Source organism: Nonomuraea sp. NPDC050451 (assembly GCF_044458585.1).
The window spans coordinates 25,627-40,252 of sequence record NZ_JBITHZ010000008.1 but is presented as its reverse complement, the minus strand read 5'-3'; the positions used below and the strand labels follow the sequence as shown (position 1 = coordinate 40,252).

At 69.9% G+C, this 14,626-nt stretch carries 12 protein-coding genes; 3 read left to right on the top strand and 9 right to left on the bottom strand.

Features of this window, described 5'->3' with window-relative positions:
• Positions 1 to 173: 173 nt before the first annotated feature.
• Complete coding sequence (gap, locus tag ACIBI9_RS25150) at positions 174 to 1,178, bottom strand: type I glyceraldehyde-3-phosphate dehydrogenase (protein ID WP_397224801.1); 1,005 nt, start codon at positions 1,176 to 1,178, stop codon at positions 174 to 176.
• A gap of 258 nt (positions 1,179 to 1,436) precedes the next feature.
• Here gap and ACIBI9_RS25145 point away from each other — a divergent pair, with 258 nt between their 5' ends.
• A complete protein-coding gene (locus ACIBI9_RS25145; RefSeq protein WP_397224799.1) occupies positions 1,437 to 2,006 on the top strand; it encodes a hypothetical protein in 570 nt (189 codons plus the stop codon).
• A gap of 589 nt (positions 2,007 to 2,595) precedes the next feature.
• Here ACIBI9_RS25145 and whiA read toward each other — a convergent pair.
• The 7 genes from whiA to ACIBI9_RS25110 all read right to left on the bottom strand — a co-directional run bounded on the left by whiA (position 2,596) and on the right by ACIBI9_RS25110 (position 9,291).
• On the bottom strand, positions 2,596 to 3,576 hold the full coding sequence (gene whiA, locus ACIBI9_RS25140) for a DNA-binding protein WhiA (protein ID WP_138670245.1): 981 nt from the start codon (positions 3,574 to 3,576) through the stop codon (positions 2,596 to 2,598).
• 71 nt (positions 3,577 to 3,647) lie between these two features.
• Complete coding sequence (gene yvcK, locus ACIBI9_RS25135; protein WP_397225413.1) at positions 3,648 to 4,616, bottom strand: uridine diphosphate-N-acetylglucosamine-binding protein YvcK; 969 nt, start codon at positions 4,614 to 4,616, stop codon at positions 3,648 to 3,650.
• A 206-nt stretch (positions 4,617 to 4,822) separates the two neighbouring features.
• Complete coding sequence (gene rapZ, locus ACIBI9_RS25130; RefSeq protein WP_185077005.1) at positions 4,823 to 5,689, bottom strand: RNase adapter RapZ; 867 nt, start codon at positions 5,687 to 5,689, stop codon at positions 4,823 to 4,825.
• Positions 5,690 to 5,771: 82 nt separating this feature from the next.
• Entirely contained in the window at positions 5,772 to 7,700 is a 1,929-nt protein-coding gene (uvrC, locus tag ACIBI9_RS25125) for an excinuclease ABC subunit UvrC (RefSeq protein WP_397224797.1), read from the bottom strand.
• A gap of 87 nt (positions 7,701 to 7,787) precedes the next feature.
• A complete protein-coding gene (locus tag ACIBI9_RS25120; protein WP_397224795.1) occupies positions 7,788 to 8,204 on the bottom strand; it encodes a Rieske (2Fe-2S) protein in 417 nt (138 codons plus the stop codon).
• A gap of 75 nt (positions 8,205 to 8,279) precedes the next feature.
• Complete coding sequence (locus tag ACIBI9_RS25115; RefSeq protein WP_397224793.1) at positions 8,280 to 8,750, bottom strand: Rieske (2Fe-2S) protein; 471 nt, start codon at positions 8,748 to 8,750, stop codon at positions 8,280 to 8,282.
• 124 nt (positions 8,751 to 8,874) lie between these two features.
• Positions 8,875 to 9,291, bottom strand: a complete 417-nt coding sequence (locus tag ACIBI9_RS25110; protein WP_397224791.1) for a Rieske (2Fe-2S) protein — start codon at positions 9,289 to 9,291, stop codon at positions 8,875 to 8,877.
• A 683-nt stretch (positions 9,292 to 9,974) separates the two neighbouring features.
• On the opposite strand from ACIBI9_RS25110, the gene ACIBI9_RS25105 reads away from it, so the two are divergent.
• Positions 9,975 to 10,712, top strand: coding sequence for a DUF2306 domain-containing protein (locus ACIBI9_RS25105; RefSeq protein ID WP_397224789.1), 738 nt, complete (start codon positions 9,975 to 9,977; stop codon positions 10,710 to 10,712).
• Positions 10,713 to 11,121: 409 nt separating this feature from the next.
• Here the strand turns inward: ACIBI9_RS25105 and uvrA are convergent, their stop codons facing one another.
• Complete coding sequence (uvrA, locus tag ACIBI9_RS25100; RefSeq protein ID WP_397224787.1) at positions 11,122 to 13,962, bottom strand: excinuclease ABC subunit UvrA; 2,841 nt, start codon at positions 13,960 to 13,962, stop codon at positions 11,122 to 11,124.
• A gap of 302 nt (positions 13,963 to 14,264) precedes the next feature.
• On the opposite strand from uvrA, the gene ACIBI9_RS25095 reads away from it, so the two are divergent.
• A partial coding sequence (locus tag ACIBI9_RS25095; RefSeq protein WP_397224785.1) for a maleylpyruvate isomerase N-terminal domain-containing protein occupies positions 14,265 to 14,626 on the top strand: 362 nt, incomplete at its 3' end.

Below are 14,626 nucleotides of genomic sequence, written 5' to 3'. Positions count from 1 at the left end.
GCCGTCGCCTTCCCTCGTCGCTCTGGTCGCTTCGCTCCCGACGCTCCTCAGTCCAGGCAACGGCGCTCCCTCGCGAACACATGGGGCCAGACCTCACGGCGGCGGCTTGATCGCTCTGGGCCGTTGCCTCACTCACCGGCAAGGCAACGGCGTTCCCCCACGGACTCGGTGGGTCAGAGGTCGCGGCCGACCAGCTCGATGAGGTCGGCGAGGCGGTTGGAGTAGCCCCACTCGTTGTCGTACCAGCCGACGACCTTGACCTGGTTGCCGATGACCTTGGTCAGGCCGGCGTCGAAGATGCACGAGGCCGGGTCGGTGACGATGTCGGAGGAGACGATCTCGTCCTCGGTGTAGCTGAGGATGCCCTTGAGCGGGCCCTCGGCGGCGGCCTTGACCGCGGCGTTGACCTCCTCGACGGTGACCTCGCGGCTGACGTCGACGGTGAGGTCGGTGGCCGAGCCGGTGGGGATCGGCACGCGCATGGCGAAGCCGTCGAGCTTGCCCTTGAGCTCAGGCAGCACCAGGCCGATGGCCTTGGCGGCGCCGGTGGAGGTGGGCACCACGTTGAGCGCGGCGGCGCGGGCGCGGCGCAGGTCCTTGTGCGGGCCGTCCTGAAGGTTCTGGTCCTGCGTGTACGCGTGGATCGTGGTCATCAGACCCTTCTCGATCGTGAAGGTGTCGTGAAGGACCTTGGCCATCGGCGCCAGGCAGTTGGTCGTGCAGGAGGCGTTGGAGATGATCGTGTGGCTGGAGGGGTCGTAGCTCTTCTCGTTGACGCCCATCACGATGGTGACGTCCTCGTTCTTCGCCGGAGCGGAGATGATGACCTTCTTCGCGCCGTTGTCGGCGTGCACCTTGGCCTTGGTCGCGTCGGTGAACAGGCCCGTCGACTCCACGACCACGTCCACACCGAGGTCGCCCCAGGGCAGCTTGCCCGGGTCGCGCTCCTCGAAGACCTTGATCGCCTTGCCGTCGACCGTGATCTCGTCGCTCGACGCCTTCACCTCGTAAGGCAGGCGGCCCAGGATGCTGTCGTACTTCAGCAGGTGGGCGAGCGTCGCGTTGTCGGTCAGGTCGTTGACCGCGACGATCTCGATGTCCTTGCCGCTGGCGGCGACAGCGCGCCAGAAGTTGCGACCGATGCGGCCGAAGCCGTTGACGCCTACGCGGATGCTCACGGGAACCGATCTCCTCGAAACCAGATGGCGGGCTGAAACCTCAACCACGAACCTTATCGGACCTAAATTGGTTTAGACCACTGCAGGTCCCCGCGTGTGAATCAGCGTTCCGGAGGCACGTTTTGCGAGGTTCGAGTAAAGTGCCCGACTCATCGATGTAAATTCGTGCATTCTCTGGGGGCTGAGATGTCACACAAGCGGTCCGGCCTGCTGCCCGGACTCATTGTAGGCGTACTATCCGCGCTGGTCAGCGCGGCAGTGCTGGGGGCGGCCGTCCTGTTCCAGACCCGCTTGCCCGCCGCCGTGATCGCCTTCGGCAACGGCCATCCGCTGTCGCTGGCCTCGTCTCTCGTGGTCGCCCTGATCGTCGCCCTGGCAATGGGCGCGGTACGGCCCCGCAGCATCCTCCTGATCCCCGTGGCCGCGCTGTACGCGGGCGGCGCCATGGCCGCGGGTCAGATCGTCGGCTCGTCGATCATGATCGGCTCCACCCTGCGAACCCCGCCCGCCGAGCGCGGCCCGGCCGACCTGTCCGACATCACGCTGGACAACTTCTCCGCCGGCCTCCCCTACGCTCCCTCGCTCTACCGGGATCCGCTCTCGGTGTCGTGGGCGGCCTGGCTCTACATCGCCGTGGCCGCCCTCGCCGCGCTGCTCCTGCTGACCTTGCGCGTGGTACGGGTCCGCCGCGCCCAGCGCGCCCAGGCAGCCGAGGCCGAGGCGGAGTCGGCGGAGCCCGAGTACCGCGCCCCGTTCGAGCCCGCCCAGGCCCCCACCCCGAAGCCGACAACAGACCTGTTCACTCCCCGCAACCCCACCAAGGACTGACCAGGCCCCCCTCAGCACCGGACCCCACATCCGCACCCCGGCTGACAGGGGCCTCAGCCACCCGCCGGCAGACCACAGGCGCACCCCGCAACCCGGCAACCCGCCACCAGCACCCAACGAGCCGGTAGACCGCCCCTGGGCCCGTCAGCTCCGCGAACAGCCGACGCCACCTCCGCGGCTCGCGAGCCACCGACACCCGGACCACCCAGCACTCCAGCCACGGCCACCGGCCACCGGCCGTCCACGGGCCGCACAGGCCATCAGCAGCCGGGGGCGCCCCCACCAAGCGCGAGCCCTGTTCGCCTCACGAGCCCCCGCCCGGCGAACTGGCGAGCGCACCCCCGGCCAAAGCCGACCACGGAGCCGGCCCAGAATGCGCGTCGTCACGGCGAGCAGCCCGTGAGCCTTCACGACCGGCCATGACAGACGGCCACCCACGTCGGCGCGTGCGGCCCACCGTGCGCAGCCGTAAAGGATGAAGCCCTTGACCGGCGCGCGGCCCACCGTGCGCAACCGTAAAAACCATGCGCAGCCCTAAAGACCGTGCGCAGCCGTAAAGGTGGGCTTCAAAGGATCCAGGGGAACGCGGTCACGGGGCGAGCATGTCGACGGTGAGGTTGGCCTCGGTGTTGGGGATGCCCAGGTCGGAGGCGCGCTTGTCGGCCATGGCCAGCAGCCGACGGATGCGCCCCGCGATGGCGTCCTTGGTCAGCGGCGGGTCGGCGATCTGCCCCAGCTCCTCCAGAGACGCCTGCTTGTGCTCCACCCGCAGCCGCCCCGCCACCACCAGATGGTCGGGCGCCTCGTCCCCGAGGATCTCCAGCGCGCGCTGCACCCGCGCCCCCGCCGCGACCGCCGCCCGCGCCGACCGCCGCAGGTTGGCGTCGTCGAAGTTGGCCAGCCGGTTGGCGGTGGCCCGGACCTCGCGCCGCATCCGGCGCTCCTCCCAGGCCAGCACGCTGTCGTGCGCCCCCAGGCGGGTGAGCAGCGCGCTGATGGCGTCGCCGTCGCGCACCACGACGCGGTCGACGCCGCGCACCTCACGCGCCTTGGCGTGGATCTTGAGCCGCCGCGCCGAGCCCACCAGGGCGAGCGCCGCCTCCGGGCCCGGGCAGGTGACCTCGAGCGACATCGAGCGCCCCGGCTCGGTGAGGGAGCCGTGCGCGAGGAACGCGCCCCGCCAGGCGGCCTCCGCGTCGCAGGCGGCCCCCGCCACCACCTGGCGGGGCAGGCCGCGCACCGGGCGGCCGTGGTTGTCGATGAGGCCCGTCTGACGGGCGAGCGCCTCGCCGTCGCGGTAGACCCGCACGACGTAGCGCGAACCCTTGCGCAGGCCGGCGGGCGCGAGCACCAGCACCTCGGCCTTGTGCCCGAACACCTCGCCGATGTCCTTGATCAGTCGCCGTGCGGTGGCGTTCGTGTCGAGCTCGGCCTCGATCACGATCCGCCCGCCCACCAGGTGCAGGCCGCTGGCGAACCGCAGCAGCGTGGAAACCTCCGCCTTTCGGCAGCACGGCTTCAGCACCGGCAGGCGGCTCAGTTCGTCTTTCACCACACCTGTCATGGCCATGCGTTAGTCCTCTCCCCCATTCAGACCGGCTCTCAGCAGTCTCTCGCACCTTCGCGCCACGCCGACCAGGATCAACGCTTCTGGAGGAAAATCTCGTCCAGGACGGAGGCAAGACGTCGTGGGTCATGCCTCGGCGAGCCGTCCGCGGCGGCCACATCGGCCATCACGAGCCGAGCGCCGAGCGCCGTCGCGGCCTTCTCCAGCGCGCCGGGGTCGTCCACCACGCCGGTGTCGGCGAGCACGACGTCGATCGACAGGTCGGGAGCGTGCTGCCGGAGCACCTCCAGGTGTTGCTGGGGGGAGAAATCATCCGTCTCACCCGGTTGGGGCGCCAGGTTGAGCGTGACGAGCCGCTTGGCCTTGGTCGCGTGCAGGGCCCTGGCCAGCTCGGGCACCTTGAGATGCGGCAGCACGCTGGTGAACCACGATCCCGGCCCGAACACCACCCAGTCGGCCTCCCGCACCGCCTCGACCGCCTCGGGCCGCGCGGGCGGGTCCTCGGGCACGAGGGAGATCGCCTGCACCCGCCCAGGCGTCAGCGCGCACGCCACCTGCCCCCGCACGGTCGATCTGACGCCGTCGAGCTCCACCTCGGCCACGATGTCGAGCGGCACCGAGGCCATCGGCAGCACCCGGCCGTGCGCGCCCAGCAGGCGACCGACCCAGTCGAGCCCCGCCACGGGGTCGGCGAGCAGCTCCCACAGGGCCACGATGAGCAGGTTGCCGACGGCGTGCCCGTGCAGCTCGCCCTCGCTGCGGAAGCGGTGCTGCACGACCTCGCTCCACGTGCTGCCCCACTCGTCGTCGCCACACAGCGCGGCCAGCGCCATCCGCAGGTCGCCGGGGGGCAGCACGCCGAGTTCGCGCCGCAGCCGCCCGCTGGACCCGCCGTCGTCGGCGACGGTCACCACGGCGGTCAACCGGTCGGTCACCATCCGTAATGCGGACAGGGACGCGTAAAGCCCGTGCCCGCCGCCCAGCGCCACGACGTGCGGCCCGAACCCCGAGAAAGCCCTCGAGTACGTCCCGCGCTCCGGCACCGGGTTGCCCTCAGCCGGCCGCGCGAGCCGCACCGGGCACACGCCGTCCTCCGACGCCGGGTCCGGGTTCTCGTCACGCCCCGCACCAGGCCCTTCAGCGCCTGGACCCACCGCGGGCGAGCCGGGCGCGTCCGAACGGGTCACGGCGCCGGGAAGCTCGCCCTCCGCCGACCGCGGCGAACCTGCTGCTGCGAAGCCTTCATCGGTCACTCCCGCCCCACATCCCGATGGCTCACCTGGACCTCCATCCCGCGGTCGCGCAGGCGGGCGGCGACCTGTTCGGCCATGGCCACGCTACGGTGCTTGCCGCCCGTGCAGCCCACCGCGAGCGTCGCGTAGCTCTTGCCCTCGCGCGCGTATCCGGCGGCGACCACCTGCAGGACCTCCTCGTACGCGTCGAGGAACTCCTTGGCCCCCGGCTGCCCGAGGACGTAGTCGCGCACGGGCGCGTCGAGCCCGTTCATCGGCCGAAGGTCCGGCACCCAGTGCGGGTTGGGCAGGAACCGGCAGTCGACCACCAGATCGGCGTCGACAGGCAGCCCGTACTTGAACCCGAAGGACACGATGTTGAGCCGCAGCCCCGGCCGGTCCTCGCCGCCGAAGTAGGCGACGATCTTGTTGCGCAGGTCGTGGACGTTGTGCGACGAGGTGTCGATCACCAGGTCGGCGTTGGCCCTGACCTCCCGCAGGATCCCCCGCTCACGGGTGATCCCGTCGACCAGGCGCCCCTCGCCCTGGAGGGGATGCGGCCTGCGGACGTTCTCGAACCTGCGTACCAGCTCCTCGTCGCTGGCCTCCAGGAACACCACCCGCACCCGCACGCCGCGCCCCTCGAGCTCCTCGATGGCCGCGTTGAGGTCGGTGGTGAAGGCCAGGCTGCGTACGTCGACGACGGCCGCCACCTTGTCGGCCGCCAGCTTGACCTTGCCCGCCTCCTCCGCCATCGCGAACAGCAGCCCGGGCGGCAGGTTGTCGATGACGAACCAGCCCAGGTCCTCGAGCGCTTTGGCGGCTGTGCTGCGCCCCGCCCCGGACATGCCGGTGACGATGACGAACGCCGGCTCGGTGCTCATTGCCTCTCTCCGTCCCGCACGCCCTGCCCGGGCGCGCCCCCATGGCGGAGGCACCCGGACACGCCGTGGCATCCTGGCGAGATCATGGTGACTCTCCCTTCAGTGTCGACACGATGACCTCGGCGATGGACGGGCCGATGCCGGGAACCTCGCTGATTTCCGCGGCAGTGGCCTCGCGTAGCTTTTTCACGGAGCCGAAGTGTTTGAGCAGCGCCTGCCTGCGCGCCGGCCCGAGGCCGGGCACGCCGTCGAGCGCGCTCTCCTTCACCGTCTTGGACCTCTTGGATCGATGGTAGGTGATGGCGAACCTGTGTGCCTCGTCCCGCACACGTTGCAGCAGGTAGAGACCCTCGCTTGAACGAGGCATGATCACCGGCTGGTCGTCGCCGGGCAGCCACACCTCCTCCAGCCGCTTGGCCAGCCCGCACACGGACACGTCGTCGATGCCGAGCTCGTCGAGCGCCCGCTGCGCGGCGGCCGCCTGGGGGCCCGCGCCGTCGACGACGACCAGGTTGGGCGGATAGGCGAACTTACGTGGTTTGCCGGTCTCAGGGTCGATGGGGCCATGCCCGGTGTCGTCGTCTGCGGCCAGCTCGCCGACGGCCGAGCGTTCCTCCAGGTAGCGGCGGAAGCGGCGCATGATCACCTCGTAGATCGAGGCGACGTCGCCCTCCTTGGTCTTGACCGCGAAGCGCCGGTATTCGCTCTTGCGCGCCAGCCCGTCCTCGAAGACGACCATCGACGCCACGACGTTCTCACCCTGCAGGTGGGAGACGTCGTAGCACTCGACGCGCAGCGGCGCCTGGTCGAGGTCGAGCGCGTCGGCGATCTCCTGCAGCGCCCTGCTGCGGGTGGTCAGGTCGCTGGCGCGGCGGATCTTGTGCTGCGCCAGCGACTCCTTGGCGTTGCGCTCGACGGTCTCCATCAGCGACTTCTTGTCGCCGCGCTGCGGCACGCGCACCTCGACGCGGGCCCGCCGCTGCTCGGTCAGCAGCTCGGCGACCGCGTCGTTGTCGGGCGGCAGCGCGGGCACGAGCACCTCGCGCGGCATCGAGTCGGGGCTGGCCTCGGCGTACATCTGGAGCAGGAACTGCTCGACCAGTTCGCCGGGGGAGGTCTCCTCGACCTTGTCGACCACCCAGCCGCGCTGGCCGCGGATGCGGCCGCCGCGCACGTAGAAGACCTGAACGGCGGCTTCGAGCGGGTCCTCGGCCAGCGCGATCACGTCGGCGTCGGTGCCCTCGCCGAGCACCACGGCCTGCTTCTCCAGCGCCCGCTGCAACGCCTGGATGTCGTCGCGCAGCCGCGCGGCGCGCTCGTACTCCTGCTCGGAGGCGGCCTCGCGCATCTCCTTCTCGAGGCGCTTGATGAAGCGGCTGGTGTTGCCCGCCATGAAGTCGCAGAAGTCCTCGGCCAGGTCGCGGTGCTCCTCCGGGGTGACCCGGCCGACGCACGGCGCCGAGCACTTGTCGATGTAACCCAGCAGGCACGGGCGGCCGATCTGGCCGGCCCGCTTGAACACCCCCGCGCTGCACGTGCGCACCGGGAAGACCCGCAGGAGCAGGTCGACGGTCTCGCGGATGGCCCACGCGTGCGAATAGGGGCCGAAGTAACGCGTGCCCTTGCGCTTGGCCCCGCGCATGACCTGCACGCGCGGGAAGTCCTCACCCATGGTGACCGCGAGGTAGGGGTAGGACTTGTCGTCGCGGTATTTCACGTTGAAGCGCGGGTCGAACTCCTTGATCCAGGAGTATTCGAGCTGCAGCGCCTCGACCTCGGTGCCGACGACCGTCCAGTCGACGTCGGCGGCCGTGGTGAGCATCGACTGGGTCCGCGGGTGCAGCGCAGAGAAGTCGGCGAAGTACGAATTGAGCCGCTGGCGCAGGCTCTTGGCCTTGCCGACGTAGATCACCCGGCCATGCGCGTCCCTGAACCGGTAGACCCCGGGGGAATCGGGGATCGAACCCGGCTTGGGCCGGAAACTCAAGGGGCTGCCCGCTGATCTCGCCACGTTCAAAGACTAGTAGCCCCCACCGACAAGGTTGCCCGCCGCACCTTCCCACCAGGCACGGCGGGCCCTCCCCGAAAAGGGGCCCGCCTACGCGAGCGTGATCTGGTCGCCCTCGACCTTGATCTGCTGCGCGGGCAGCGGCTTGTCGGCCGGTCCGTCCGTGACCGAGCCGTCCGCGATGGCGAACTTGCTGTTGTGACACGGGCAGACGATCACCCCGTCCGAGACGCTGCCGACCGTGCACCCGTTGTGCGTGCACACGGCGCTGAACGCCTTGAACTCACCCGAAGTGGGCTGCGTCACCACGATCTTCTGGTCCTTGAAGATCGTCCCGCCGCCGACGGGGATGTCGGCGGTCTTGGCCAGCGCTCCACCGGCTTGCGGCGCGCCGGACTGCGGTGCGCTCGACTCGGAGGCGGTGCCGGCGGGCTGTGCGGTATCGGTGCCGCCGCCGCAGGCCGTGAGCGCCAGCGCGAGGCCGCCCGCTCCGACGCTCGCGAACACTGCACGGCGACTCTGAAGGTCATCTCCCATGCGCTCACCCAACCGCACCTAGGTGAGAAATTCATGAGACGCGATCTACGCGAGCTTGATCTTGTCACCGTCCACGGTGATCTTCTTTTCCTCAAGCGGCTCGCTCGCGGGCCCGTCCTTGACGGAGCCGTCGTTGATGCTGAACTTGCTGCCGTGACACGGGCAGTTGATCGTCTTGTTCGAGACGGTGGCGACCGTGCAGCCCGCGTGGGTGCAGACCGCCGTGAACGCCTTGAACTCCCCGGCGCTCGGCTGCGTCACCACGATCTTCTCGTTCTCGAAGACCTTCCCACCGCCCTCGGGGATGTCAGCCGTGTCAGCCAGCGCCTTGCCGCCGCTCTTCGCCTCGGCCTTTTTCTTCTTCGGCGACGACGACTCCTCGGCGGGCTCCTCCGCCGGTGGTTCCGCACTCGCCTCCGTCGTCGGCGAGCCGTAGCTCGCACACGCCGTCAGAACCGCCGCGAGCCCGGCGCCGCCGGCGCCGAGCACCATCGCCCGGCGAGTCGTTTCCGTCATGGTGTGTTCCTCCCAGATTGGCTTTCACTTCAGGTACGGCCAGCGCCCTCGCGCCGGTTCAGCGTGCCCGAGCCCAATCCGGTTCTCTACGCATAAGTACGTGTTCAGCGAGCCACTTCGGGCTTCAGGCGACCACGATGCCGTCGCCCTCGACCCTGACCTTGTAGGACGTCAGCGGGGCGGTCGCGGGCCCCTTGGTGGCCTTGCCGCTGTCGGCGGAGAACTCGCTGCCGTGGCAGGCGCACCTGATGACGTTGTCCTTGGGGGTGCTGACCGCACAGCCCTTGTGCGTGCAGATCGAACTGAACGCCATGTAGACGCCCTGCGTGGGCTGGGTCACCACGACCTGCAGATCCTCGATCACCTTGCCCCCGCCCACGGGCACATCGGCGGTCTTGGCGATGACCTTGCCCTTGAGGCTCGGCTGGGCCTTGGCGTCTCCCCCGCCACACCCCGCCAACGCCAGCGCGCACGCCGCGACCCCGGCCGCCCCCAGCACATGGCGCCGCCCGAACCCCGTTCCAGGGCCCGTTTCAGGCATGGCTGCGCCCCGCTCCGTAACCGTCATGAATTGCCGACCCTCCGCGTCCCCGCTGACCCCCTGCAGGTCAGGCCGTTACCGCCACTCAACCTTATTGCCGCCACCCCTCGGTCCCCCCGCCGGGTAGCAGCCCGCGACCACCGCCCCTGCCGGCCACCGCGCCCCACCACGACCACCGACGCACCGCGCGGACACCCACAGCTCAGCAACTCCCCAACCATCGATGCCGGTAGGCGGCCCGGCAGTTGCCCAACCATCAACGCCGGTAGGCGACCCGGCAGATTCCCAGCCACCGCCACCAGCAAGGAGGCCCGCCAGCCCTCAGCCATCCGCACCAGCAAGGTGGTCCGACAGCCCCCAACCATCCACCCCAGCAAGGGATCCAGTAGCTCCGGCGCCTGCACCAGCAAGCCGCGCCCAACAGTCCCCAGCCGCCCCAGCAGCGAGGCGGCCCGACACCCTCCAGCCGCCCCCACCAGCAAGCCAGCCAGCCCCATCCACCCAACCCCGGCATGCCGGCCCAGCAGCCCCCAACCACCCACACCAGCAAGCCGGCCCGACGACCCGCAGCCATCCGCCTCCCGGCGGGCGGTAACCGAGTCCCGCCCCGCTACCGACCGGGTGTGATCGGCCGGTCAGCGGGCGGTAGGCCGACGGTCAGTGCCGGGGCACACCCTGCCCGTATGACTCTCACGACAGAACGCCCGACCGCGCCCTCCGCCAGGCCCCGCTGGTGGCGGCGTCCCTGGGTGGCCCCTCTGGCGGTGGTGGCGATCGCGTTCGTCGCCTTCTCGCTCCCGCCGTACCTGTCCATGAACCCGGCCCGCTCCCGCGTGCCCGCCCCCGACTTCTTCCCGCCGCACTTCGCGGTGCTGTCCCTGCACGTGATCTTCGGCTCGATCGCGATGATCACGTGCTGCCTGCAGATCTGGCCATGGTTCCGCCAGCGCTATCCCCGAGCGCACCGCCGGATCGGCCGCGTGTACGTCTTCGCCGGCTGCCTGCCCAGCGGCGTGCTGGGCCTGATCGTGTCGGTGACCACGCCGTACTTCGGCCCGGTGACGGCGGCCAGCGGCGTCGTACTCGCATCCCTCTGGGTGGCCTGCACGCTGGCGGGCTGGCGGATGGCCAGGCAGCGCAGGTTCGTCGACCACCGCCGGTGGATGGTCCGCAGCTTCGCCCTGACCCTGTCCATCATCACCAACCGCCTCTGGGGCGTCGTGTTCACCATTGCCCTGTCGCCCGAACTGGAGACGACCTTCCACGGCGACGAGACGCTGCTGGCGAGCACGGTGAGTGCACTGAGCGCGTGGCTGGGCTGGGTGCTGCCGCTGCTGTTCGCCGAGTGGTGGCTGGAGCGCGGCGACGCCGCCAAGCGCCGCGCCCGCGCCACCGCCGCAGCCCGCCACCAGACCGCCTGAACCCACACGCCACCACCACCAGCCTGAACGCAAACGTCACCACCCAACACCAGGCACCCTGAACGCATGGTCACCGATCGTGCCTGGCCGCCCATGCCTCGACGCGCCACCAAGCAGCCTGAATGCATGCGTCGCCGCCCATCACCATCCCGCGCATAAAACGCACATGTCGTCACCACCCCGCGGACCTCATCAGACACGACCGCCCCGCATGGGCACCGACGTCCCCCACCAGCAGCGCCCGCGCACCCGCATCTGGCCGGCACCGCCCGGCATGCACTGGACCTCATCCCGGCCGTCCCGGACCGCTGCGACCGCACAGGGGTGGCCGCAGCGGTCCGCACCGGGCGCCCCGATCGGCTATACCGCCAGAACTGCCACCCGCACGAGGACGCCCCCGTGCGGGAACTCAGAAGGCGAGGATCTTCCGCAGGAAGCGGCCCGTGTGGCTCTCGTCCACCAGCGCCACCTCCTCAGGCGTCCCGCTGGCGACCAGCGTCCCGCCCCGGGACCCGCCCTCGGGCCCCATGTCGATGATCCAGTCAGCGGTCTTGATGACATCGAGGTTGTGCTCGATCACGATCACCGTGTTGCCGCCGTCGACCAGCCGCCCGAGCACTCCCAGCAGCCGCCGGATGTCCTCGAAGTGCAGTCCGGTCGTCGGCTCGTCCAGCACGTAGATCGTCCGGCCCGTCTGCCGCCGCTGGAGTTCCGAGGCGAGCTTGACGCGCTGCGCCTCGCCGCCGGACAGCGTGGTCGCGGGCTGCCCGAGCCGTACGTAGCCCAGGCCCACGTCGTTGAGCGTCTGCAGGTGGCGCTTGATCGCCGGGATCGCCTCGAAGAAGCCCAGAGCCTCCTCGATCGGCATGTCGAGCACCTCGGAGATCGTCTTGCCCTTGTAGTGGACCTCCAGCGTCTCCCTGTTGTAGCGGGCGCCGTGGCAGACCTCGCAGGGGACGTAGACGTCCGGCAGGAAGTTCATCTCGATCTTGATGGTGCCGTCGCCCGCGCACGCCTCGCAGCGCCCGCCCTTGACGTTGAAGCTGAAGCGCCCGGGCTGGTAGCCGCGCATCTTCGCCTCGGCGGTGGCCGCGAACAGCTTGCGGACGTGGTCGAACACGCCCGTGTACGTGGCCGGGTTGGAGCGCGGCGTGCGCCCGATCGGCGACTGGTCGACGTGGACGACCTTGTCGACATGGTCCATGCCGTTGATCCGCGAGTGCCGCCCCGGCACCGTGCGGGCGCCGTTGAGCTCCTTGGCCAGCGCGTTGTAGAGGATGTCGTTGACCAGCGTCGACTTGCCGGACCCCGACACACCCGTGACCGCCGTGAACACGCCCAGCGGGAAGTCGATGTCGACGCCCTTGAGGTTGTGCTCGCGCGCCCCCTTGACCGTGATCTGCCGCTTCTTGTCGCGCTTGCGGCGCTTGGGCGGGATCGCGATGCTCTTGCGCCCGGACAGGTACTGGCCGGTCAGCGACTCCTCGCTGCTCAGGAGGTCCTGGACGGTGCCGGAGACGACGACCTGGCCGCCGTGCTCGCCGGCGCCGGGGCCGATGTCGACCACCCAGTCGGCCGCCGCGATCGTGTCCTCGTCGTGCTCGACCACGATCAGCGTGTTGCCCATGTCGCGCAGCCGAACGAGCGTGTCGAGCAGCCGCATGTTGTCGCGCTGGTGGAGCCCGATGGACGGCTCGTCGAGCACGTACAGGACGCCGACCAGGCCGGAGCCGATCTGCGTGGCCAGCCTGATGCGCTGGGCCTCGCCGCCCGCCAGGGTGCCGGCTGCGCGGTCCATGGTCAGGTAGTCGAGGCCGACGTCGAGCAGGAAGCCCATGCGGGCGTTGATCTCCTTGACCACCCGCTCGGCGATCTGCATGTCGCGGTCGGACAGCTTGAGCCCGGCCAGGAACTTCGCGCACTCGCCGATCGACATGGCCGCGACCTCGGCGATCGACTTGTCGGCGACCGTGACCGCCAGCGTGACCGGCTTGAGCCTGGCGCCCTTGCAGGCCGGGCACGGGATCTCGCGCATGTAGCCCTCGAACCGCTCGCGGCTCGAGTCGCTCTCCGCCTCGGCGTGCCGGCGCTGCACCCACGGGATGACGCCGTCGTAGGTGGTGTAGTAGGAGCGCTGGCGCCCGTAGCGGTTGCTGTAACGTACGTGAACCTGCTCGTCGTGCCCGTACAGCAGCGACTTCTGCGCCTTCTTCGGCAGCTTCTCCCACGGCGTGTCGAGGGTGAACCCGACCGCGTGGCCGAGCGCCTCGATCAGCCTGACGAAGTATTCGCTCGTGTGGCCGCCGGACCAGGGGTGGAGCGCGCCGTCGCCGAGCGTGCGCTCGGGGTCGGGCACCACCAGGTCGGGGTCCACCTCCATCTTCGTGCCGAGGCCCGTGCACTCGGGGCAGGCGCCGAACGGGGAGTTGAACGAGAACGAGCGCGGCTCCAGCTCCTCGAACGACAGGTCGTCGTAGGGGCAGTAGAGGTGCTCGGAGTAGAACCGCTCCCGGTTGGGGTCGTCCTCCGGCAGGTCGACGAACTCGAGCGTGATCGTGCCGCCGGACAGCTGCAGCGCGGTCTCGACCGAGTCGTTGAGCCTGCGCCGCGCCGACTCCTTGACCGACAGGCGGTCGACGATGACCTCGATGTCGTGCTTCTCGTACTTCTTGAGCTTCGGCGGCTCCTCCAGCCGCACGACCGTGCCGTCGACCCTGGCCCTGGCGAAACCCTTGGTCTGCAGCTCGCGGAACAGCTCGGCGTATTCGCCCTTGCGGCCCCTGATGACGGGCGCGAGCACCTGGAAGCGGGTGCCCTCCTCCAGGTCCATCACGCGATCGACGATCTGCTCGGGCGTCTGCCTGGCGATCGGCCGCGAACACGCCGGGCAGTGCGGCTTGCCGATGCGCGCCCACAGCAGCCTCAGATAGTCGTAGACCTCGGTGATCGTGCCGACGGTCGAGCGCGGGTTCTTGCTGGTGGCCTTCTGGTCGATCGACACCGCGGGCGACAGACCCTCGATGAAGTCGACGTCGGGCTTGTCCATCTGGCCGAGGAACTGGCGGGCGTACGCCGACAGCGACTCGACGTAGCGCCGCTGCCCCTCAGCGAAGATCGTGTCGAAGGCCAGGCTCGACTTCCCAGAGCCGGACAGGCCGGTGAAGACGATCAGTGAGTCTCGCGGCAGGTCGAGCGAGACGTCCTTGAGGTTGTGTTCTCGTGCACCACGCACGATCAGGCGGTCTGCCACGGCGATCCCGGAGGTCAAAAGGCGGATAGGTCCACGGGGGATGGTAGACGGGGGCTCCGACAATTTCGGCGGGCCGTTGCCCGGCCCCCGAAAATCCGTCCTTCACAGGTTACGGCCATCTCCCACCCCGGCAGGAACTCTTCCACATTCAACCAGCTGGCCTGCGGCTTTATGCCGGACTCCAGCCCACGCCCCCAAATAATGAAATATCCAGACATGACCGCCCTACTCGCGCCGCAGGCCGAGCTGACCTCGCCCACCAGCCGGCTGCCGGCCACAGCCGCGTCCCTCTCCGACGCCGAATGCCCGGCTGGACCAGGGGACACGTGCTCGCCCACGTCGCGCAGAACGCCGACTCCCACGTCAACCTCCTGACCTGGGCGAAGACCGACGTCAAAGTCTCACAGTACGCCTCCTACGAGGCCAGGTCCGCCGCGATCGAGGCTGTGCCCATGGTCGCGCTCGCACGGGGCTCCGCTGGTCGCGCAAGCTGCCGCTCTCCGCCCCAGGCTCACCGCTCCGGCGCCACCCGTCCCGCCACCCGACACCTGGCCGACCCCGAGAACAGCGCCACCCGACACCTGGCCGACCCCGAGAACAGCGCCACCCGACACCTGGCCGACCCCGAGAACAGCGCCACCCGACACCTGGCCGACCCCGAGAC